This window comes from Curvibacter soli (assembly GCF_029211125.1).
Lineage (GTDB): Bacteria > Pseudomonadota > Gammaproteobacteria > Burkholderiales > Burkholderiaceae_C > Curvibacter_A > Curvibacter_A soli.
Window position 1 is genome coordinate 1 of sequence record NZ_JARGEN010000056.1, and the last position, 20,415, is coordinate 20,415.

At 66.7% G+C, this 20,415-nt stretch carries 12 protein-coding genes, 1 tRNA gene and 3 pseudogenes; 7 read left to right on the forward strand and 9 right to left on the reverse strand.

The features are described 5' to 3' along the window. Positions 1-145: 145 nt before the first annotated feature. The 4 genes and pseudogenes from dnaA to PY257_RS12185 all read left to right on the forward strand — a co-directional run. Positions 146-1,555: a chromosomal replication initiator protein DnaA gene (gene dnaA, locus PY257_RS12170; protein ID WP_275742165.1), complete on the forward strand. Its 1,410-nt coding sequence runs from the start codon at positions 146-148 to the stop codon at positions 1,553-1,555. A gap of 109 nt (positions 1,556-1,664) precedes the next feature. Then, the gene (gene dnaN / locus PY257_RS12175) at positions 1,665-2,771 is read left to right on the forward strand and encodes a DNA polymerase III subunit beta (RefSeq protein WP_275742167.1); all 1,107 of its coding nucleotides are present in this window, start codon (positions 1,665-1,667) and stop codon (positions 2,769-2,771) included. Positions 2,772-2,870: 99 nt separating this feature from the next. Next, a complete protein-coding gene (gyrB, locus tag PY257_RS12180) occupies positions 2,871-5,450 on the forward strand; it encodes a DNA topoisomerase (ATP-hydrolyzing) subunit B (RefSeq protein WP_275742169.1) in 2,580 nt (859 codons plus the stop codon). A gap of 641 nt (positions 5,451-6,091) precedes the next feature. After that, positions 6,092-7,369 (forward strand): annotated as a pseudogene (locus PY257_RS12185) (conjugal transfer protein TraG N-terminal domain-containing protein); the annotation flags it as partial. 7 nt (positions 7,370-7,376) lie between these two features. On the opposite strand, the gene PY257_RS12190 reads toward PY257_RS12185, so the two are convergent. After that, entirely contained in the window at positions 7,377-7,742 is a 366-nt protein-coding gene (locus tag PY257_RS12190; RefSeq protein ID WP_472924722.1) for a DUF3742 family protein, read from the reverse strand. Between the two features lie 228 nt (positions 7,743-7,970). On the opposite strand from PY257_RS12190, the gene PY257_RS12195 reads away from it, so the two are divergent. From PY257_RS12195 to mobH, 3 genes and pseudogenes are all read left to right on the forward strand, one after another. Beyond that, positions 7,971-8,729, forward strand: a complete 759-nt coding sequence (locus PY257_RS12195; protein ID WP_275742175.1) for a type IV toxin-antitoxin system AbiEi family antitoxin domain-containing protein — start codon at positions 7,971-7,973, stop codon at positions 8,727-8,729. Then, positions 8,722-9,642, forward strand: a complete 921-nt coding sequence (locus PY257_RS12200) for a nucleotidyl transferase AbiEii/AbiGii toxin family protein (RefSeq protein WP_042928625.1) — start codon at positions 8,722-8,724, stop codon at positions 9,640-9,642. Before PY257_RS12195 ends, PY257_RS12200 begins: the two co-directional genes overlap by 8 nt. A 203-nt stretch (positions 9,643-9,845) precedes the next feature. Then, positions 9,846-11,573: pseudogene (gene mobH, locus PY257_RS12205) on the forward strand (MobH family relaxase); the annotation flags it as partial. Positions 11,574-11,575: 2 nt separating this feature from the next. On the opposite strand, the pseudogene PY257_RS12210 reads toward mobH, so the two are convergent. The 8 genes and pseudogenes from PY257_RS12210 to PY257_RS12250 all read right to left on the reverse strand — a co-directional run. Then, a pseudogene (locus tag PY257_RS12210) lies at positions 11,576-12,112 on the reverse strand (tyrosine-type recombinase/integrase); the annotation flags it as partial. A gap of 238 nt (positions 12,113-12,350) precedes the next feature. Continuing rightward, a tRNA-Gly gene (locus PY257_RS12215) sits at positions 12,351-12,424 on the reverse strand. 540 nt (positions 12,425-12,964) lie between these two features. After that, positions 12,965-14,149 carry a beta-ketothiolase BktB gene (bktB, locus tag PY257_RS12220; RefSeq protein WP_275742179.1) on the reverse strand — a complete coding sequence of 395 codons (1,185 nt, stop codon included), beginning with the start codon at positions 14,147-14,149 and terminating at the stop codon, positions 12,965-12,967. 36 nt (positions 14,150-14,185) lie between these two features. Further along, complete coding sequence (locus PY257_RS12225; RefSeq protein ID WP_275742180.1) at positions 14,186-14,938, reverse strand: SDR family NAD(P)-dependent oxidoreductase; 753 nt, start codon at positions 14,936-14,938, stop codon at positions 14,186-14,188. 45 nt (positions 14,939-14,983) lie between these two features. Continuing rightward, positions 14,984-15,655 (reverse strand): RluA family pseudouridine synthase, encoded by a 672-nt coding sequence (locus PY257_RS12230; protein WP_275742182.1) that lies wholly within the window; start codon positions 15,653-15,655, stop codon positions 14,984-14,986. Between the two features lie 4 nt (positions 15,656-15,659). Next, entirely contained in the window at positions 15,660-17,720 is a 2,061-nt protein-coding gene (locus tag PY257_RS12235; RefSeq protein WP_275742211.1) for a PAS domain-containing hybrid sensor histidine kinase/response regulator, read from the reverse strand. A gap of 349 nt (positions 17,721-18,069) precedes the next feature. Then, positions 18,070-18,444: a glycine cleavage system protein GcvH gene (gene gcvH, locus PY257_RS12240; RefSeq protein ID WP_275742184.1), complete on the reverse strand. Its 375-nt coding sequence runs from the start codon at positions 18,442-18,444 to the stop codon at positions 18,070-18,072. Between the two features lie 264 nt (positions 18,445-18,708). After that, positions 18,709-20,406 carry an electron transfer flavoprotein-ubiquinone oxidoreductase gene (locus tag PY257_RS12250; RefSeq protein WP_275742186.1) on the reverse strand — a complete coding sequence of 566 codons (1,698 nt, stop codon included), beginning with the start codon at positions 20,404-20,406 and terminating at the stop codon, positions 18,709-18,711. Positions 20,407-20,415: the final 9 nt, after the last annotated feature.

Consider the following 20,415-nt stretch of genomic DNA (forward strand, 5'->3'; position numbering starts at 1 on the left):
TCGCCAGGCTCATTGCTCAGTGGAATCACGAGCCCGGCTCCAGGCTCATACCTCGTTGGACAAGACTTTGGGTTGTGGATAACGCCTTGATAATCTAGAATCCGCGGCCTCGCCCGCAAAGCATATCCACAAAGACGAAATCATAATGACAGAGGGATCTCCCAGAGAAGCGGCCGCCACCGGCAACTCCGACGCCGGCTACAGTTTGTGGCAGGCATGCGTGGACCAGCTGGCGCAGGAACTCCCCGAACAGCAGTTCAACACCTGGATCAAGCCCCTGGATGCCCAGGTGGCCGAGGACTTTTCCAGGGTCACGGTCTTCGTGGCCAACCGCTTCAAGCTCGACTGGATCCGGGCCCAGTACGCGGCGCGCATCGCCTCGCACTTGGAGCGTCTGTACGGCCAGCCCGTGCCGCTGGAGTTGGCACTTGCTCAGCGGGAAGCCCCCGCCAAATCGTTTGTCTTGCCCTCCGCGGAGCATGCTGCCGCAGCCGACCTTACGGCGGTCGGCGAGGAGCCCGCCGCCGTCGGCTTCAAGAACCGGCTGAACGCCGCGCTGACCTTCGACACCCTCGTGGAAGGCACGGCCAACCGCATGGCGCGGGCGGCGGCCATGCACGTGGCGGGCTCGCCCGGGCAGCTCTACAACCCGCTGTTCATCTACGGCGGCGTGGGCCTGGGCAAGACCCACCTGGTGCACGCCGTGGGCAACCGCCTGCTGGCCGAGCGGCCCGACGCCAAGGTTCTCTACATCCATGCCGAGCAGTTCGTGTCGGATGTGGTCAAGGCCTACCAGCGCAAGACCTTCGACGAGTTCAAGGAGCGCTACCACTCGCTGGACCTGCTGCTGATCGACGACGTGCAGTTCTTCGCCAACAAGGACCGCACGCAGGAGGAGTTCTTCAACGCCTTCGAGGCGCTGCTGGCCAAGAAGAGCCACATCGTGATGACCAGCGACACCTACCCCAAGGGGCTGGCCGACATCCACGAGCGGCTGGTGTCGCGCTTCGACTCGGGCCTGACCGTGGCCATCGAGCCGCCCGAGCTGGAGATGCGCGTGGCCATCCTGATCAACAAGGCCCGCGCCGAGGGCGCCGACATGCCCGAAGAAGTGGCCTTCTTCGTGGCCAAGAACGTGCGCTCCAACGTGCGCGAGCTCGAAGGCGCGCTGCGCAAGATCCTGGCGTATTCGCGCTTCAACCAGAAGGAAGTGTCCATCCAGCTCGCGCGCGAGGCGCTGCGCGACCTGCTGTCGATACAGAACCGGCAGATCAGCGTGGAGAACATCCAGAAGACGGTCGCCGACTACTACAAGATCAAAGTGGCCGACATGTACAGCAAGAAGCGCCCGGCCAGCATCGCGCGCCCGCGCCAGATCGCCATGTACCTGGCCAAGGAACTGACGCAGAAGAGCCTGCCCGAGATCGGCGAGCTGTTCGGCGGGCGCGACCACACCACGGTATTGCACGCGGTGCGCAAGATTGCCGGCGAGCGCCAGCAGCTCACCGAGCTGAACCAGCAGTTGCACGTGCTGGAGCAGACCCTCAAGGGCTGATCAAGGGCTGATGCGAGAGACGCGGTCTTGACGGAAAAAGAAGCGAGAATGATGCGGTTTGGCTCTGCGTTCGCGGGTTCTCGCACCACCCCCCTGGAAAGAGGTTGAAATGATCGTTCTGAAGGCACCACAAGACCAAGTACTCGCGGTTCTGCAATCCGTGGCGGGTATCGTGGAGCGGCGCCACACCCTGCCTATCCTGGCCAACGTACTGATCCGCAAGACCGGCTCTTTGCTGCAGTTGACGACCAGCGATCTCGAAATCCAGATCCGCACCAGCGCCGACCTCGGCGGCGACCCCGGCACTTTCGCCACCACGATTGGCGCACGCAAACTCATCGACATCCTGCGCACCATGCCCGCCGACCAGACGCTGAGTCTGGAGTCGAGCCAGAACAAGCTGCTGCTCAAAGGTGGCAAGAGCCGCTTCACGCTGCAATCGCTGCCCGCGGAGGACTTCCCGCTGGTACAGGAATCCGCCAATTTCGGCCCGCCCTTCAGCGTGCCGCAGAAGACGCTCAAGGACCTGCTCGCCCAGGTGTCGTTCGCGATGGCCGTGCATGACATCCGCTACTACCTGAACGGCATCCTCTTCGTGGCCGAGGGCCAGCAGCTTAGCCTGGTGGCCACCGACGGCCACCGCCTGGCCTTCGCCTCGGCCACGCTCGACGTGGAAGTGCCCAAGCAGGAGGTGATCCTGCCGCGCAAGACCGTGCTCGAGCTGCAGCGCCTGCTCTCCGACGTCGAGGGCGCCATCGAGATGCAGTTCGCCGGCAACCAGGCCAAGTTCAGCTTCGGCGCCATGGAGTTCGTGACCAAGCTGGTCGAAGGCAAGTTTCCCGACTACAACCGCGTCATCCCCAAGAACCACCGCAGCCAGATCACGCTGGGCCGCGCGCCGCTGCTGGCCTGCCTGCAGCGCACCGCCATCATGACCAACGACAAGTTCAAGGGCGTGCGCCTGAACCTGGAGCCCGGCACGCTGCGCGTGGCCGCCAACAACTCCGAGCAGGAAGAAGCCGTGGACGAGCTGGACGTGGACTACGGCGGCGACGCCATCGAGATCGGCTTCAACGTCACCTACCTGATCGACGCGCTGGCCAACATGGGCCAGGACATGGTGCGGCTGGAGCTGTCCGACTCCAACAGCTCCGCGCTCCTCACCATCCCCGACAACGAGACATTCAAATACGTGGTCATGCCGATGCGCATCTAGCCTTGCAGCATCCGCCCCGCCAACCCGCGTCGCCGTGCCGTGCAGACGCGGGTTTGGTTCTTCAAGAGACCGAGAAAAACCCCGTTTGCAAAGCAGAGCATGACCGACGAAAACGACAACAAGCACCCCGATCCTTCCGCGAACGACTCCGCCGGCAGCGGCGCCGAAGGGTACGGCGAAGGCTCCATCCAGATCCTCGAGGGCCTGGAGGCGGTACGCAAGCGCCCTGGCATGTACATCGGCGACACGTCGGACGGCACCGGCCTGCACCACCTGGTGTTCGAGGTGGTGGACAACTCCATCGACGAAGCGCTGGCCGGCTACTGCGACGACATCGTGGTGACCATCCACACCGACAACTCCCTCTCCGTCGTCGACAACGGCCGCGGCATTCCCACCGGCGTGAAGATGGACGACAAGCATGAGCCCCGGCGCAGCGCCGCCGAGATAGCACTCACCGAACTGCACGCGGGCGGCAAGTTCAACCAGAACAGCTACAAGGTTTCGGGTGGCCTGCACGGCGTGGGCGTGTCGTGCGTGAACGCGCTCAGCCGCTGGCTGCGCCTGACCGTGCGGCGCGAAGGCAAGGTGCACACCCTCGAATTCGCACGCGGCGTGGTGCAGCACCGCATCGTCGAGACCGTGGGCGGCGTGGAAGTCTCGCCCATGAAGAACATGGGCGACACCGAGAAGCGCGGCACCGAGGTGCGCTTCCTGCCCGACACCGAGATCTTCACGCAGAACAATGACTTCCACTACGAGATCCTCAGCAAGCGGCTGCGCGAGCTGAGCTTCCTGAACAACGGCGTGCGCATCCGCCTGAAGGACGAGCGCACGGGCAAGGAAGACGACTTCTCCGGCGCGGGCGGCGTGAAGGGCTTCGTCGACTTCATCAACAAGGGCAAGACCGTCCTGCACCCCAACGTGTTCTATGCGGCGGGCGAGCGGCCCGCCGACACCTACGGCGGCATCCCCGGCACCAGCATCACGGTGGAAGTGGCGATGCAGTGGAACAGCGGCTATACCGAGCAGGTGCTGTGTTTCACCAACAATATCCCGCAGCGTGACGGCGGCACCCACCTGACCGGCCTGCGCGCGGCGATGACGCGCGTCATCAACAAGTACATCGAGGAAAACGAGTTCGCCAAGAAGGCCAAAGTCGAAGTGACGGGCGACGACATGCGCGAGGGCCTGACCTGCGTGCTCTCCGTGAAGGTGCCCGAGCCCAAGTTCAGCAGCCAGACCAAGGACAAGCTGGTCAGCAGCGAGGTGCGCGCGCCGGTCGAGGACATCGTGGGCAAGCTGCTCACCGACTACCTGCAGGAGCGCCCGAACGACGCCAAGACCATCTGCGGCAAGATCATCGACGCCGCACGCGCCCGCGAGGCCGCGCGCAAGGCCCGCGAGATGACGCGCCGCAAGGGCGCGCTCGACGGCCTGGGCCTGCCCGGCAAACTGGCCGATTGCCAGGAAAAAGACCCGGCGCTCTGCGAGATCTACATCGTCGAGGGCGACTCCGCCGGCGGCTCTGCCAAGCAGGGCCGCGACCGCAAGTTCCAGGCCATCCTGCCCCTGCGCGGCAAGATCCTGAACGTGGAGAAGGCGCGCTACGAGAAGCTGCTGACCAGCAACGAAATCCTCACGCTCATCACCGCCTTGGGCACCGGCATCGGCAACGCGGGCGGCAGCGGCGGCGCGGACGACTTCAACGCCGCCAAGCTGCGCTACCACCGCATCATCATCATGACCGATGCCGACGTGGACGGCGCCCACATCCGCACGCTGTTGCTCACCTTCTTCTACCGCCAGATGCCCGAGCTGGTGGAGCGCGGCCACATCTACATTGCCCAGCCACCGCTCTACAAGGTCAAGGTCGGCAAGGAAGAACAGTACCTGAAGGATGGCAACGAGCTCGGCGCCTTCCTGCTGCGCATCGCGCTCAAGGACGCGCGCATCACCACGGGCGGCGACCCGGCGCGCACCCTGGACGGCGAAACGCTCGACGCGCTGGCGCGCAAGCACCAGGTGGCCGAATCGGTGATCGACCGGCTTTCCTCCTACATGGACGGCGAGGCGCTCAGGGCCATCGCCGACGGCGTGGTTCTGAACCTGGACACCACCGCCGAGGCCGAGGCCAGCGCCGTGACGCTGCAGGCCCGCCTGCGCGAGCTGCACGCCAACGGCGCGCCCGCCGACGTGGGCAGCGAGTTCGACGTGCGCAGCGACAAGCCCATCCTGCGCATCAGCCGCCACCACCACGGCAACGTGAAGAGCAGCGTCATCACGCAGGACTTCGTGCGCGGCGCCGACTATGCGGCGCTGGCCGAGGCCGCCCAGACCTTCCACGGCCTGCTGGGCGCCGGCGCCACCGTGCGTCGCGGCGACGGCGACAAGGCCCGCGAGGAAAAGGTGACGGACTTCCGCCAGGCCATGGCCTGGCTGCTGTCCGAGGCCGAGCGCGCCACCTCCCGCCAGCGCTATAAGGGCCTGGGCGAGATGAACCCCGAGCAGCTCTGGGAAACGACGATGGACCCGCAAGTGCGTCGCCTGCTGCGCGTGCAGATCGACGACGCCATCGAGGCCGACCGCGTGTTCACCATGCTCATGGGCGACGACGTGGAGCCGCGCCGGGATTTCATCGAAACCAACGCGCTGCGCGCCGCGAACATCGACGTGTAAGTCCACCTGTAGACAGAAGCAATAGCTGAGAAACTGCGCCGCTTAAGTGAGAAATCACCTCAGAACTGAGAAAGCTCGTCTTCGAAAGGGGCGAGTTTCATTCGGCCGTCTGCATGGCAAGTTGTTGATTTCACAAGACTTTTCGCTAATTCTTGTGAGGTCGTACTCATACGGCTGCACAACACCCAAGCCGGCAGAGCCGGAACCAAACAGGTTGGAAATGCGAACGCAACCATACCCCCTCGGTCGTACGCAAGAGTTTTGGACGTTCCACCGATTCGCGCCCACTTGCACTTGTTCCTGGCAAGGCCAGGAAATGTTGTAACCCATTGGGTTGTAAGGCAATTTGCCTATCGCGTCATCGACGCGAAATGTACTTTCGTACATCGGGAATCTTCGCACAATCTGTCAAGACTTGGCCGCTTAGGGACTAAATCCGGCAGTTGAACCAACCGAAAAACTGAAGAAACCCAATATCCATGCGGGTTTCCAAAGACTTCGCGTGACTGCAGAGCGGTTCCAGATGGGTGAGTCTGGAAAGCATGGAAACTCAATGCGTGACAGGAACTTGCTCGAATTTTGGGGATTCAACTGCCGGAAATAGGTTCATTAGCGGGGGTGGGGGAAGCTGCACCATGAACGTTAGGTTCATCCCGGTGGATCTCGCCACGATCAGGTTCGACACCACGCGCTCCGCGCAATGCCAGGTCAACGTTCCACTGCCCAACGACACGGGCTGGTCCAACGTCTACACGACGCTCAACAACCAGAGCGCGCTGGTGCCGGTGTGGTGGTTCTTCATGCACGCCATCTCGAAGGCGGTCACGGGCGCCGCGGTGGCGGCGATTCCCTGCGGCACCGACCTGCGTCAGATTCGCATGGATGTGGATGCCACGCGCATCGACGATCCGGTGCTGGCACAGGAGGTCGCCGACTTCACGCACGATTGCTACGGGCCGTCGCGCGCCAAGCTGTTCATGAACCGGCCGACGCTCTCCGACGAGCAGATGAACGACGTCACCTGGATCGGGTCGAGTTACTTCCTCGACGCGCCCGGCTTCTATGACACCTATCGCGCCAAGATCCCACGCACGGCCTGGCCCTACGACGCGACCCGCGATGCCGGACTGGCACAGGTGGACAGCGGCGGCGGCTATCCGTCCTGCCGACAGTGGTGGGCCGATGGCGGCCAGGGACTGCGCAGCCGGCTGCTGGCCCAGGTCGACCCGGACCTGCTGACCCGCATCGGGCGCTGGGCGGGCTTCCTGTCGCAGAGCGAGGTCAATGACTCGGTGATCCGCGCCGTGGTCTCACCGCGACAGCAGAAGATGAACCAGGGCGCCGTCTACACCGACTATGGCGGCCAGATCGACAAGACGCTGCCGAACATCGTCACGCGCGACGCGAGCCACCTGGGGCTGACCGTCGGCTCGCTGGCCTTCTTTCCCGCGATGGACGTGGTGCGCCAGGCGCTGCCGATGGTGCTGACGATGCTCAAGATGGCACTCGTCATCTGCCTCCCGCTGGTGCTGCTGATCGGCACCTACGACCTGAAGACGGTGGTGACGGTGAGCTGCGTCCAGTTCGCGCTGTTCTTCGTGGACTTCTGGTTCCAGCTCGCGCGCTGGATCGACAGCACGATCCTGGACGCGCTCTACGGCTGGGGGTTTGGCGCGGACAGGCCGCACGCCAATTTCGACCCATTGATCGGCCTGAACAATGCGTTCGGTGACATGCTGCTGAACTTCGTCATGGCGATGATGTTTATCGTTCTGCCGACGTTTTGGGTGATGGCATTGGCTTGGGCAGGCGTGCGCACGGGAAATATCGTGCAGGGGTTGTCCACCGCCACCTCGGACGCCAAGGGCGCTGGGGGGCGTGGCGCTGGTATGGCAATGAGCGCCGTATCGAAGAAGTGACCGCCGTTCAGTCGTCGTCGGTCACATGCGGGTCGATGCGCCAGTCGCTCTTGTCATAAAGCCCGAAGCCGTTGGGACCTTCCCTCCACTCGGGTTGCGGTTCCTCTTGATCAGGGTCGTCGTGCTGCACGAGCCATGCAGCAGTCACCGCAAAGGCAAGCAGCAGGGCCAGCCAGAACGCGGAGTAGAGCAGCGCACCGAGCACGGCGAGCTTGATGATCCAGAGCACCGCCGTGGTCGCGCCCGCAGGCACCCCGCGCGTCACCAGCCAACCGGCGACACGCTGCTCGCGGCGCAGGTATCCACGCCAGGCACGGGCAGCCCACCGACCCAGCCGGTGGCGCCAGCGCCCGTTGTGCGTGTTGGTGGTCATGCTCATGTGCCTCGGTTTCAGTGATGCCTCACCTCAGGAGCGGCCGGTTGTGGCTTGCCCTCCAGCATAGACCGCGATCAGGAGGGCGGGTTGCGGCTGGCAGAGCCGGGTCGGCTTGGGTCGCAGGGTGATTAGATTGTGCATTAAAACTCAAATATTATGCTACTTTCCATGCGAATTCTTGCAGTAGCTCTAGGAACTGATTGGATTTCGTGCTATTTTTATAGCATGGATGGAAATTCCAGGCACCAGGTAATCAAGCGGCTGCAGGCGGGACTCCCCCGCGGGGCGCCGTTCGACCTTGCCACCCTGAGCCAGTTCGGGGTGTCGCCACAGCTCGCCGCCCACTATGCCGACGGTGGGTGGCTCGTGCGCCTGGCCCATGGCGTCTATGCCTTTCCGAACGATGAGTTCGGGGTCTACGGTGCGCTGAAGTTCCTGCAACAGCGCGTGCCCGGCCTGCACGTCGGCGGCAAGAGCGCCCTGGCCCTGCAGGGTGTGCGGCACAACCTGGGCAGCCGGGAGACGCTGGTGCTGTGGGGCGACGGTCGTTTCGCGTTGCCGGCCTGGTTCACCTCGCGCTTTCCGGCCCGCTACGTCCACGCCCGCCTGTTCGACTGGCCGGACACGGCGCTGGCCAGCAAGACCCTGACCACGCCGCCTGGCCTGCCCGAGGATCTGCGGGTGGCAGCCCCCGAGCGTGCCGTTCTGGAGCTGCTGTACGAAGCCGGCGTCAAGCAGAGCCTCGAAGAGGCCCGCAACCTCTTTGATGGTCTGCGTTCCCCCCGCAAGGACTTGCTCGGGCAACTGCTGTCCTGCTGCGCCAGCGTGAAGGCCGTGCGCCTGTTCCTCACCTGGGCGCGCGAGACCAGCCTCGTGGATGTCGATGCTCTGCTGGAGCAGTACCCGGTTCGCACCGGCAGCAACACGCGCTGGATGAGCCGGTTCGATGACGGCACCTTGCTGAGCCTGAAACCTCATGGATAAGACCTACGCGGACACCGTTCGCCTGCTGCTGGCCGTCGCGCCCGACGTGTTCGCCAATGACATCTTCGCCATGAAGGGCGGCACGGCCATCAACCTCTTCGTGCGGGACATGCCGCGCCTGTCGGTAGACATCGACGTGGTGTACCTCCCGTGGCAGACGCCGCGCGACGAAGCGCTGCAAGCCATCAACCAGGAGCTGGCCGCCATCGCCACGCGCGTTGCACCACTGGGCGTGCAGACACGCCTGGTTCGCGCCAAGGACCTGGGGGACACCAAGCTGATCGTCGAGAACGACGCCAACCAGGTGAAGATCGAGGTCAACGTCGTGTTCCGAGGCAGCGTGCTGCCCGTCGAGCGGCGGCCGCTGAGCGCCAAGACCAGCGATCTGTTCGGCGTCGAGTTCGAGCTGCCGGTTCTGGCACCGGACGAGTTGTACGCCAGCAAGCTGGTGGCGGCGCTGGATCGGCAGCACCCCCGCGACCTGTTCGACGTGTGGCAGCTCTACGAATCGGGCGACATCAGCGACGGCATGGTCGAGTGCTTCGTGATCTATCTGGCGGGCCACAACCGGCCGCCCCACGAAGTGCTGTTCGGCAACGACAAGGACATCGCAGGCGAGTACGAGCGGGCCTTTGTCGGCATGACCGAAGTGGACTGCTCCCTGGAGATACTGCTCGACGCTCGCGCCAGGCTGCGGCGCGAGCTGCCACAGCGACTGAGCACCGCGCACAAGCAGTTTCTGAGCGGGCTGGTGCGCGCAGAACCGGACTGGTCGCTGGTGCAATGCCCGCACGCCGCTCAACTGCCGGCACTGCGCTGGAAGCTGAGCAATCTCGAAACCTTCCGCAAGCGTCGTCCCGACGACTTCGCAGCGCAAGCTGCCGCCCTCAACACCGGCTTGGGCCAGAGCTGACGAGCATCCCGCAGCTTCCGGCTTGCCGGGATTGCCCCATGCCGCATTCATCGTGGCACCCGCGAAGCAGCGGCCCTATACCCAAAGGCTTCCGACAAAGGCCAAAGGGCTGGGAAGGGGCAAGGGAAGGGCGCCAAGGGGAAAGGCCCTATCCTGAAAAGGTCAAAAGGCACCCCTGAACAGCCCCTCATCCGAGGTTCGCCATGCTCTCGCTGTTCCAGAGCAAACCGGTGCCACCCACCGCCGGCACACCGCCCACATCCGCCATCGAAACTCCGAAAGGGTTGATGCGGCCGGAGTCGGCCGCATCGCTGCTGGCGACGCCGCGCCGGCAGAAACTGCTGGAACACATCTGGCAGCGCACATCGCTCTCGCGCCGACAGTTCGCCACGCTCTACCTCGCCCCACTGGAGCGCTACGCCGAGCTGGTCCAGCAGTTCCCGGCCTCCGAGAGCCACCACCACGCCTATCCGGGCGGCATGCTGGACCACGGCCTGGAGATCGTCGCCTACGCGCTGAAATTGCGGCAGTCTTACCTGCTGCCTGCGGGCGTCACGCCAGAGGCACAGGCGGCCCAGGCCGAAGCCTGGACCGCAGGCACGGCCTACGCGGCCCTGCTGCACGACATCGGCAAGATCGCGGTCGATCTGCACGTCGAGCATGCCGACGGCAGCGCTTGGCATCCCTGGCACGGCCCACTGCGAAAGCCCTACCGCTTCCGTTACCGAAAGGAGCGCGAGTACCGCCTGCACAGCGCCGCCACCGGGCTGCTCTACGTTCGCCTTCTCGATCGGGACATCTTCGACTGGCTCAGCGGCTATCCCGACCTCTGGGCCGCGCTGCTGTACGTGCTGGCAGGCCAGTACGAGCACGCCGGCACGCTCGGCGAGCTGGTCGTGCAGGCCGACCAGGCATCAGTCGCCCAGGAACTCGGCGGCGATCCCAGCAAGGCGCTGGCGGCGCCCAAGCATGCGCTGCAACGCAAATTGCTCGACGGCTTGCGCTACCTGCTCAAGGAAGAGTTCAAGTTGAACCAGGCCGGCCCGGCGGACGGTTGGCTGACCCAAGACGCCCTTTGGCTGGTGAGCAAGACCGTCTCCGACAAGCTGCGCGCACATCTGCTGTCGCAGGGCATCGACGGCATCCCGGCGAGCAATACGGCGGTGTTCAACGTGCTGCAGGATCACGGCATCGTGCAACCGACGCCGGATGGCAAGGCGATCTGGAAGGCTGCCGTCACCAGCGACGCCGGCTGGTCGCACGCCTTCACCTTCCTGAAACTCTCGCCGGCGATGATCTGGGATACTGCCAACCGGCCGGCGCCGTTCGCAGGCCGTGTGCAGGTCGAAGAGGAACAAGCGGAGCCGACGCCGCAGGTGCCCGCGGCGGCCGATGGGTCGCGCGTGGAAGGCATCGAAGCTGCACCCGCGAGCACGGTGCCGGTTGCATCCGCAGCCACCGGCGTGGCCGCGCTGCTCGACCTGCTGGGCGACACCGCTCCCCCCACGGCACCGGAGATCCCGCGTTGCCCGGTTGCCGAGACCGAGCCGGCCCCTTTGACCGTGCCACCGCCGCAGATGAGCCTCGCGCCTGCCCAGGATCGCGCGGAGCCCTCCCGGGCGCACTTCATGGCCTGGCTACATCAGAGCATCCAGACGCGCAAGCTGATCATCAACGACGCCAAGGCCCTGGTGCATACCGTCGCCGGCACGGCCTATCTCGTCAGCCCCGGCGTGTTTCAGCGCTATGCACAGGAATACCTTCAAGTCGCCGCGCTGGCCAAGCAGGAGAAGCTGGAGGGGTGGCAGTGGGTGCAGAAGCGCTTCGAGAAGCTGGGGCAGCACCGCAAGCAGCACCGCAAGCAGCCCAGCGGGCTGAACATCTGGACCTGCGAAGTCACGGGGCCGCGCAAGTCGCGCCGGCTGCACGGCTAGCGGAACAGTTGGTTGAACCATGTCCTGACTTTCTCGGCGACGGAGAGCGCCCTGCGCTTCTCGATTTTGGCGATCACCTCCAAGAGGTCGGGACGCTTGATCTCATAGATCGACCGCTTGCCCAAGGTCGGCAGCACATCCTTGTCGAAGATGCGCGGAAGGATCGAGAGAGTCGTCTGCCGGCCTTCCTCGAGGCTGAGCCCGCGATGCTTGAGCCACTTGCGATACACCGCCTCGAAAGTGTTTTCGTCGGCGAGCCGGACAGCGGTGCGCTTCTGCTTGCGGTGAACGCGAGGATTGATGCCTTTGGCCAGCAGGGCGCGGCCGTCATCGCGTAGGCTGCGGGCCTCTCGAAGCGTCACCTCCGGGTAGGTGCCGAGCGACATCCGCTTCTGCTTGCCCGCCCAGTAGTAGCGGAAGTGCCAAGTCCTGCCCCCTGCCGCCGTGACGGCCAGGGAGAGGCCATCCAAGTCAGGGAGGGTGTATGCCTTGCCAGTTGCCTTGGCCTGTCGAACGGCCAGGTCTGAGAGTGCCATTTTCTTGCTCCTGAACATGAGTCAGGAACCAGATGCTGGTCACGTCGACCTCGCCCCTCCATCAACAATCCGGAATCAGCCGCGCCCGCAAAAATGGACTTGTTTGTGGACTCAAAAGTCCCGGCTGTAGGCGGATCGCAGTGGACCTCGGCAGAACATCAAAGAGAGGAAAAGTCTTTGTGTGGCAACGACTTGCAGACTCTCTTGGACTTCTGCGGAAGTCCGCAGATTGATGCGGTGGAGCGGGTGAAGGGAATCGAACCCTCGTATGAAGCTTGGGAAGCTGCCGTTCTGCCATTGAACTACACCCGCATTTCGCAACCCCTTGATTGCCCAAGGGATTCTCTCGCAAGTCCTTATCGTGGCGCGATTTTTTAGCCACCAGGGATAGATCGCCTTGCCTCAATCTGCCCGCGTTTGCCTTGCGTCTGCATACAGTTTTTGCATAGCTTGCGCCGTGTCATGTGCGCCGCGCAGCACCTGCGTGGGGCGAGTATATGCGGTTCGACGCGCGGGCCGCAAAGGCGCTGCAGCCTGGCCTTTTTGCGCTGCGCCACACCGCACGTCCGCTGAAAGCGACGCCTCCCCGTGCGCCAGGCGGAACGGCCGCATGGAGCAGCGCACGGCTTGCATCGGGCCCTGCAGGGAATGCGCCGAGGCGGCCAGTTGCTCAACCATCGCGGGGTTCTGCTGGGTTGCTGGGTAATGGCATCGCGCAAAGGTCGTCGTTGCCGCTGGCGATCTCGCGCACCGCGACGTGGCGCGCATCCGGCGCCTGGTGCTTTCCTGCTGACCCGCGAGGGCTTCACCCAGGCGGGTCAGCACCGGCGGAAACCCGGTGGCTGCCGGGTTTCAGATGCGCTCGAAGATCGCCGCGATTCCCTGTCCGCCGCCGATGCACATGGTCACCAGCGCGTAGCGGCCCTGGATGCGCTGCAGCTCGTGCAGCGCCTTCACCGTGATGAGCGCGCCCGTGGCGCCGATCGGGTGGCCCAGCGAGATGCCCGAGCCGTTCGGGTTGACCTTGGCCGGGTCCAGACCGAGGTCGCGCGTGACGGCGCAGGCCTGCGCCGCGAACGCCTCGTTGGCCTCCACCACGTCTAGGTCCTTCACGCTCAGGCCAGCCTTCTCCAGCGCCTTGCGCGTCGCGGGCACGGGGCCGATGCCCATGTACTTCGGGTCCACGCCAGCGTGGGCATAGGCCACCAGCCGCGCCAGCGGGCGCACGCCGCGCCGTTCGGCCTCGGCGCGCTCCATCAGCACCACGGCGGCGGCGGCGTCATTGATGCCCGAGGCGTTGCCCGCCGTCACCGTGCCGTTCTCCTTCAGGAACACCGGCTTGAGTTTGGCGAAGTCGGCCAGCGTGGCGCCGGGGCGGAAATGCTCGTCGGTGTCGAACACCACATCGCCCTTGCGGCTCTTCTCCACGATCGGGACGATTTGCTCCTTGAAGTAGCCGGCCTGCGTGGCGCGCTCGGCGCGGTTGTGGCTTTCCACGGCCAGGCGGTCCTGGTCCTCGCGTGTGATGCCCCACTTGGCGGCGATGTTCTCGGCGGTGACGCCCATGTGGATGTTGTGGAACGGGTCGTGCAGCGCGCCCATCATCATGTCCACCATCGCGGTGTCGCCCATGCGTGCGCCCCAGCGGCTGGTCAGGCTGGCGTAGGGCGCGCGGCTCATGTTCTCGGCGCCGCCGCCCACGGCGATGTCGGTGTCGCCGAGCAGGATGCCCTGCGCCGCCGACACGATGGCCTGCAGTCCCGAGCCGCACAGGCGGTTCACGTTGAAGGCGGGCGTGCCCTCGGCGCAGCCGGCCTGCAGCGCGGCCACGCGCGAGATGTACATGTCGCGCGGCTCGGTGTTCACCACGTGGCCGAGCACCACATGGCCCACGTTGGCGCCGGCCACGCCCGCGCGCTCCAGCGCCGCGCGCACGGCCTGGGTGGCGAGCTCGGTAGGCGGCACGTCCTTCAGGCCGCCGCCGAAGGTTCCGATGGCGGTGCGTACACCGCTGGCAATCACGACTTCGCGTGTCATGGCTTATCTCCTGGGTAGTGAATGAAAAGAATGGTGTCAGCCGCGCACGTCGGCCACAGGGTCGGCGCCGAAATCCGCGCGTGCCAGATAGGCCAGCACGCGCGCCGCGGCTTCGGCGGGCGTGCTGAGCTGGCCCTGTGCCTGCAGGGCCGCGAAGCGCCCGCGGTCGGGAAAGGCGGCGTCGCCGGCGCCGCGCAGCTGCGCCTGCATGCCGGTGTCGATCACGCCCGGCGCCAGCGCGCAGACGCGCGCGCCGTGGGGCTTGCGCGCCTCGTCGAGCGCCAGGCAGCGCGTGAAGTGGTCCATGCCCGCCTTGGCCGCGCAGTAGCCGGCCTGCGAGGCCATGGCCCGGCGCCCCAGTCCCGACGAAATGTTGAGCACCTTGCGCGGCACGGCCCAGGCTTCGGTGGCGTGCAGGAAGGCGGCGGCAAGCTGCATCGGCGCCTCCAGCCCCACGCGCAGCGCGTGGGCGATGTCGTGCGGGTCGCTGTCGGACAAGGGCGCCAGCGCGGGGATGACCCCTGCGTTGTTGATGAGCGTGGCGCTGGCAAAGCGGCCCGGGGGCTGGGCGCGCAGCCAGCCGCCCAGGCGCTGCGCCGCCTGCGCGCCGTCGCACAGGTCCTGTTCCCATTGCTCGATCTGGCCACCGTCGGCGCGCTGCGCCAGCGCGGGGCTGGCGTGCCGCGCCAGGGTGAGCACGAAGTGGCCCTGGTCCAGCAGTTGCCCGGCCATGGCCAGGCCCATGCCGCGTGAGCCGCCCGTGAGGATGGTCAGAGGAGGATGTTGCATCGCGCTATGGTAGTGCGGTTGTGCGGCGGGCCGTGGACAGGTTGCTCAGAATGGCGCCGGGCTGGCAAACCGCAGAGTCTCGCCGGTGACAGGGTGCGGCAGCGCCAGTTGCGCGGCGTGCAGCAGCAGGCGCGGCGCGCGCCGTGCCACGTCGGGCGGGGCGTATAGCGCGTCGCCGAGTATGGGGTGGCCCAGCGCCTGCATGTGCACGCGCAGCTGGTGCGAGCGGCCCGTGACGGGCTCCAGCTCGACGCGCGTGCAATCCTGCGTGCCATCTTCCTCGCCATCCCCCACGCAATCGGCCTGCCGGCCCGCCGCCACGCTGCGCCAGCGCGTGTGGCAGGGCTTGCCGCGGTCGTGGTCCACGATCTGCAGGGGCCGGCGCGGCCAGTCCGCGGCGATCGGCAGGTCGATCTGCTGCCAGTCGCGCGGCTCCAGCCGGCCCTGCACCACGGCCACGTAGCGCTTGTGCACCGCGCGGTTGGCGAAGGCGCGGCTCAGCGCGCGCTGAGCCTGCGGGCCGCGCGCCATCGCCAGCAGGCCCGAGGTCGCCATGTCCAGCCGGTGCACCACCAGCGCGTCGGGCCACTGGGCCTGGGCGCGCGCGGCCAGGCAGTCCTGCTTGTCGGGCCCTCGACCCGGCACGGATAGCAGGCCGGCGGGCTTGTCGAACACCAACAGCGCCGCGTCGGCGTAGACGGATATGGGCATGGGCATGGCCTCAGTCCTGCGCGGGGGTGGCCAGGCGCTGCACCGTGGCGCAGAGTTCCTCCACGTCGTTGGGCTTGTGGATCAGTGCATTGGCGCCCTCGGCCAGCGCCGCGCGCTCGATCTCTGCGGTCACGTAGCCGGACGCCAGCGCCACCGGCAGGTCGGGGCGGATGGCGCGCGCCGCGCGCAGCAGGTCGATGCCGCTGTAGCCCGGCATGTTGTAGTCAGTGACCAGCAGGTCGTAGTCGCGCGGCGCGGCGCGCAGCGCGGCGGCGGCGGCGTGCGGGTCGGTGAAGCCGGTGACGCGAAAGCCCCGCCGCGCCAGCAGTCGCCGCACCAGGAACACCAGGGCCTGGTCGTCGTCCACGTACATCACGTGCTGGCCGCTGCCGCGCGCCTCTTCCATGGCCGGCGCGGCGGCGGCCTGCGGCGCGGGCTCCGCCGCCTGCGCCACGGGGAAGTACAGCGTGAACACGCTGCCCTGGCCCACCACGCTCTGCACGTCGGCGGCGCCTTCGTGCGAGCGCATCACGCCATGCACCACCGACAGCCCCAGGCCCGTGCCCTGGCCCACGGGCTTGGTGGTGAAGAAGGGCTCGAAGATGCGCTGCAGCGTCTCCGCCGGCATGCCCTGGCCGGTGTCGCGCACGCGCACGGCGACGTAGGTGCGGGGCGCCAGGGCCAGGCGCTCGGCCTCGCGCGCGTCGGGGTGCGTGGCGGCCATGTCCACGTCGATGCTGCCGCGCGTGCCGCCGATGGCATGGACGGCGTTGGTGCACAGGTTGAGCAGCGCCTGCTCGACCTGCGTGGCGTCGGCCAGCACCGGCGGCAGGCCCGCGGGGGCGTGCACGCGCAGTGCGATCGACGGCGGCAGGGTGACGCGCAGCAGCCGCTCGGTCTCCTGCATGATGTCGCGCAGATCCACCGCCGCGCGGCGCGGCGGCTCGTTGCGGCTGAAGGTGAGGATCTGGCGCACCAGGTCGCGCGCCCGGCGCCCGGCCTTGTCGATCTCCAGCAGGCTCTCCAGTGCCGGTGCGCCGGGCGGCAGGTCGGCCTTGGCGAGTTCCACGTTGCCCAGGATGGCGCCGAGAATGTTGTTGAAGTCGTGCGCGATGCCGCCGGCCATGGTGCCCACGGCCTGCATCTTTTGCGACTCGCGCAGCTGCGCCTCCAGCTCGGCGTGGTGCGCCTCGGCCTTCTTGCGGCCCGTGAGGTCGCGGGCGAACACCGTGGTGGTCTCGCCTTCTTCGGTGCGCTCGAAGGACACGCCGATCTCCAGCGTCAGCTCGCGGCCCAGCGCGGTGCGCGCGCTCATCTCGCCGAGCATGGCCTGGGTGGTGAGCTGTGCGAACGCCAGGGCCTGCGCGGCGTCGGGCAGGAAGCGCTCCAGCGGGCTGCCCAGGGCTTCGGCGGGCGGGCACTGGAACAGCATGGCCGCAGTGGGGTTGAAGACGGTGATGCGCTGGTGCTGGTCCACGCAGACGATGGCGTCGAGCGAGGAGTTGATGACGGCTTCGAGCCGCCGCTCGCTGGCGAAGAGCTGCTGGTTGCGCTGCTCCAGCGCGCGGCGCTCGGCCAGCACCGGGCCCTGGTCGATGACGGCGCAGATGTACTGCCGCAGCGGCGGCGCCTGGCCTTCCTGCGGCGTCTCGATGCGCGCGATGTGCAGGTCGCCCATGATGGCGGCGGCGCCCGCGATGCTGAACACCACCTCGGTGGCCTCGCCGCGCCCGCCCTCGCGCGCGGCGGCGAAGGCCGCCTCCACCCGGGCCGCGTGCTCGGCCGCCACGAAAGGCATCAGCGAGACCAGCGGGCGGTCGTGCTCGGTGGGCTGGAACAGGCCGTGGGCCATGGGGTTGGCCTGCACCACCATGTCGTGCGCGTCCACCACCATCAGCGCCAGCGGCACGCCGCTGAACAGCGTCTCGAAGCGCTCGGACGCGGCCTCGGCGGTGGCCTGGCTGTAGCGCAGCACCTTGTTCTGCGCCTCCAGCTCGCCCTGGTACTTGCGCAGGTCGTCGACCAACTGCGCGAGCAGCTTGTCCTCCGCGCGCCGGCCCGGCGAGCGCATGGTGCCCGCGGCGGGCGCCGCGGGCCGGGCAGGCGGGCGCCGGGCCCGGCTCACGGCAGGCCCCTGGCGCGCCGCGCGGCGGCAGTGGGAGGGAAGGGGGGCGGCATCACGCACCCAGTGTACGTCGCCCCCTGGTGATTGATACTCCTGGGGAGTATCAATCAAAGAATGGCTTTTTTATTGCGGCAGCGGATAGTATATAGGGGGAGTATATGTGCTTAGACTTGCTGCGGTGCATGCGCCGGCACGCAACTGCGGAGTAAATCTAGTGCATCGAACACTGCACTAGCAGTGTTCAACGCAGCAGCACATAAAACCGCGCCTTTTGACGCATGGCGGCGCGGGCGCGTCAGGCGGTCTTGGTGAATTCGGCGTAGGCCGGCTCGTCCATCAGGGCGTCGAACTCCTCCATGTCGGAGACCAGCACCTTGAAGAACCAGCCTGTGCCCAGCGGGTCGGAGTTGGCGAGCGCCGGGTCGGCGCGCAGCGCCTCGTTCACCTCCACGATCTCGCCCGAGACGGGCATGTAGATGTCGGCGGCGGCCTTCACCGACTCGACCGCCCCGGCCACTTCGCCCTGCCTGAGCTTCTTGCCGACTTCGGGCAGGGCGACGAACACCACGTCGCCCAGCGCGTCCTGCGCGTGCAGCGTGATGCCGACGGTGGCGGCCTCATGGTCGGCGATCTCGATCCATTCGTGGTCTTTGGAGTATTTGACGGTCATGGTGTGTGTGCTCCGCAGGTGGGTGGTTGCCGGGGATTCGGCCCCGGTAGTATCGGTTCGGCCCGAAGGGCATGGGGGCGACCTCCATCGGCACCGGCTGGCCGCGCACCAGGGCATCGACCCGCGTGCCGGGCGCGGCGAAGGCCGGCGGGGCACGTAGCCCATGGCGGTGGACCGGTCGATGCGGGGCCCCGGCAGGCCGCTGGTGGTTTTGCCGAGGGCCTCGCCCCGCGGCACTTGCGGCGGGCCCTTTGCGCTTTTCGCTCACATGCCCGAATAGTTCGGCCCGCCGCCGCCCTCGGGCGTGACCCAGACGATGTTTTGCGTCGGGTCCTTGATGTCGCAGGTCTTGCAGTGCACGCAGTTCTGCGCGTTGATCTGCAGGCGCTCGCTGTTGTCCTCGTTCTTCACGAACTCGTACACCCCCGCGGGGCAGTAGCGGCTCTCGGGGCCGGCATATTTGGCGAGGTTGATGCCCACCGGCACGCTCGCGTCCTTGAGCGTCAGGTGCGCGGGCTGGTTCTCGGCGTGGTTGGTGTTGCTGATGAACACGCTGGAGAGCCGGTCGAAGGTCAGTTTGCCGTCGGGCTTGGGGTAGGCGATGGGCTTGCACTGCGCCGCGGGCTTGAGGTACAGGTGGTCGGGCTTGTCGCGGTGCAGCGTCCAGGGGATGTTGCCGCCCAGCACGCGCTGCTCGAAGCCGTTCATCAGCGTGGCGACGAACAGGCCCTTCTTGAACCAGGCCTTGAAGTTGCGCGCCTTGTTCAGCTCGGCGTAGAGCCAGCTCTTCTCGAACGCCTCGGGGTAGGCGGCCAGTTCATCGTGCTGGCGGCCCGCGGCGATGGCGTCGAACGCGGCTTCGGCGGCCAGCATGCCGCTCTTGATGGCCGCGTGGCTGCCCTTGATGCGGCTGACGTTCAGGTAGCCCGCGTCGCAGCCCACCAGCGCGCCGCCGGGGAACACCGTCTTGGGCAGCGAGAGCAGCCCGCCCGCCGTGATGGCGCGCGCGCCATAGCCGATGCGCTTGGCCGGCTTGATGCCCTTGGCCTCGTCGCCTTCGAGGTAGTAGCGGATGTTGGGGTGCAGCTTCCAGCGCTGCATTTCCTCGAACGGGCTCAGGTACGGGTTGGCGTAGTCCAGCCCGGTGATGAAGCCCAGCGTGACCTTGTTGTCCTCCATGTGGTAGAGGAAGGCGCCGCCGTAAGTGCCGCCGTCCATGGGCCAGCCGGCGGTGTGCAGCACGAAGCCGGGCTGGTGCCGCTGGGGGTCGATCTCCCACAGCTCCTTGATGCCGATGCCGTAGGTCTGCGGGTCGCGGCCTTCGTCGAGTTGGTAGCGCGCGATGAGCTGCCGGCCCAGGTTGCCGCGCGCGCCTTCGGCGAAGACGGTGTACTTGGCGTGCAGTTCCATGCCGAGCTGGAAGTCGGCGGTGGGCTCGCCGTCCTTGCCCACGCCCATGTTGCCGGTGGCCACGCCCTTGACGCTGCCGTCGCCGTTGTAGAGCACCTCGGCGGCGGGGAAGCCGGGGAAGATCTCCACGCCCAGCGCCTCGGCCTGCTGCGCCATCCAGCGCACCACGTTGCCCAGGCTCACGATGTAGTTGCCGTGGTTGTCGAAGCACTTGGGCAGCAGGAAGCCCGGCGTGCGCAGGCCCGACTTCTCGCCCAGGAAGACCATCGCGTCCTCGGTCACGGGCTGGTTCAGCGGCGCGCCCTTTTCCTGCCAGTCGGGGATCAGCTCGGACAGCGCCTTCGGGTCCATGATGGCGCCCGAGAGGATGTGCGCGCCGGGCTCGGAACCCTTCTCCAGCACCACGACGGAGATCTCCTGCCCCTTCTGCGCCGCCAATTGCTTGAGCCGGATGGCCGTGGCCAGGCCACCGGGGCCGCCGCCGACGACCACCACGTCGTATTCCATGGCCTCGCGCGGGCCGAACTGGGCAAGGATCTCTTCGTTTGTCATGGGGCTCTG

Bases quoted from the DNA above. Each gene is read 5' to 3' on its own strand.
- dnaA (WP_275742165.1), top strand. From the start codon at position 146: ATGACAGAGGGATCTCCCAGAGAAGCGGCCGCCACCGGCAACTCCGAC.
- dnaN (WP_275742167.1), top strand. From the start codon at position 1,665: ATGATCGTTCTGAAGGCACCACAAGACCAAGTACTCGCGGTTCTGCAA.
- gyrB (WP_275742169.1), top strand. From the start codon at position 2,871: ATGACCGACGAAAACGACAACAAGCACCCCGATCCTTCCGCGAACGAC.
- PY257_RS12190 (WP_472924722.1), bottom strand. From the start codon at position 7,742: ATGACCACCAACACGCACAACGGGCGCTGGCGCCACCGGCTGGGTCGG.
- PY257_RS12195 (WP_275742175.1), top strand. From the start codon at position 7,971: ATGGATGGAAATTCCAGGCACCAGGTAATCAAGCGGCTGCAGGCGGGA.
- PY257_RS12200 (WP_042928625.1), top strand. From the start codon at position 8,722: ATGGATAAGACCTACGCGGACACCGTTCGCCTGCTGCTGGCCGTCGCG.
- bktB (WP_275742179.1), bottom strand. From the start codon at position 14,149: ATGACACGCGAAGTCGTGATTGCCAGCGGTGTACGCACCGCCATCGGA.
- PY257_RS12225 (WP_275742180.1), bottom strand. From the start codon at position 14,938: ATGCAACATCCTCCTCTGACCATCCTCACGGGCGGCTCACGCGGCATG.
- PY257_RS12230 (WP_275742182.1), bottom strand. From the start codon at position 15,655: ATGCCCATGCCCATATCCGTCTACGCCGACGCGGCGCTGTTGGTGTTC.
- PY257_RS12235 (WP_275742211.1), bottom strand. From the start codon at position 17,720: ATGCGCTCGCCGGGCCGGCGCGCGGAGGACAAGCTGCTCGCGCAGTTG.
- gcvH (WP_275742184.1), bottom strand. From the start codon at position 18,444: ATGACCGTCAAATACTCCAAAGACCACGAATGGATCGAGATCGCCGAC.
- PY257_RS12250 (WP_275742186.1), bottom strand. From the start codon at position 20,406: ATGACAAACGAAGAGATCCTTGCCCAGTTCGGCCCGCGCGAGGCCATG.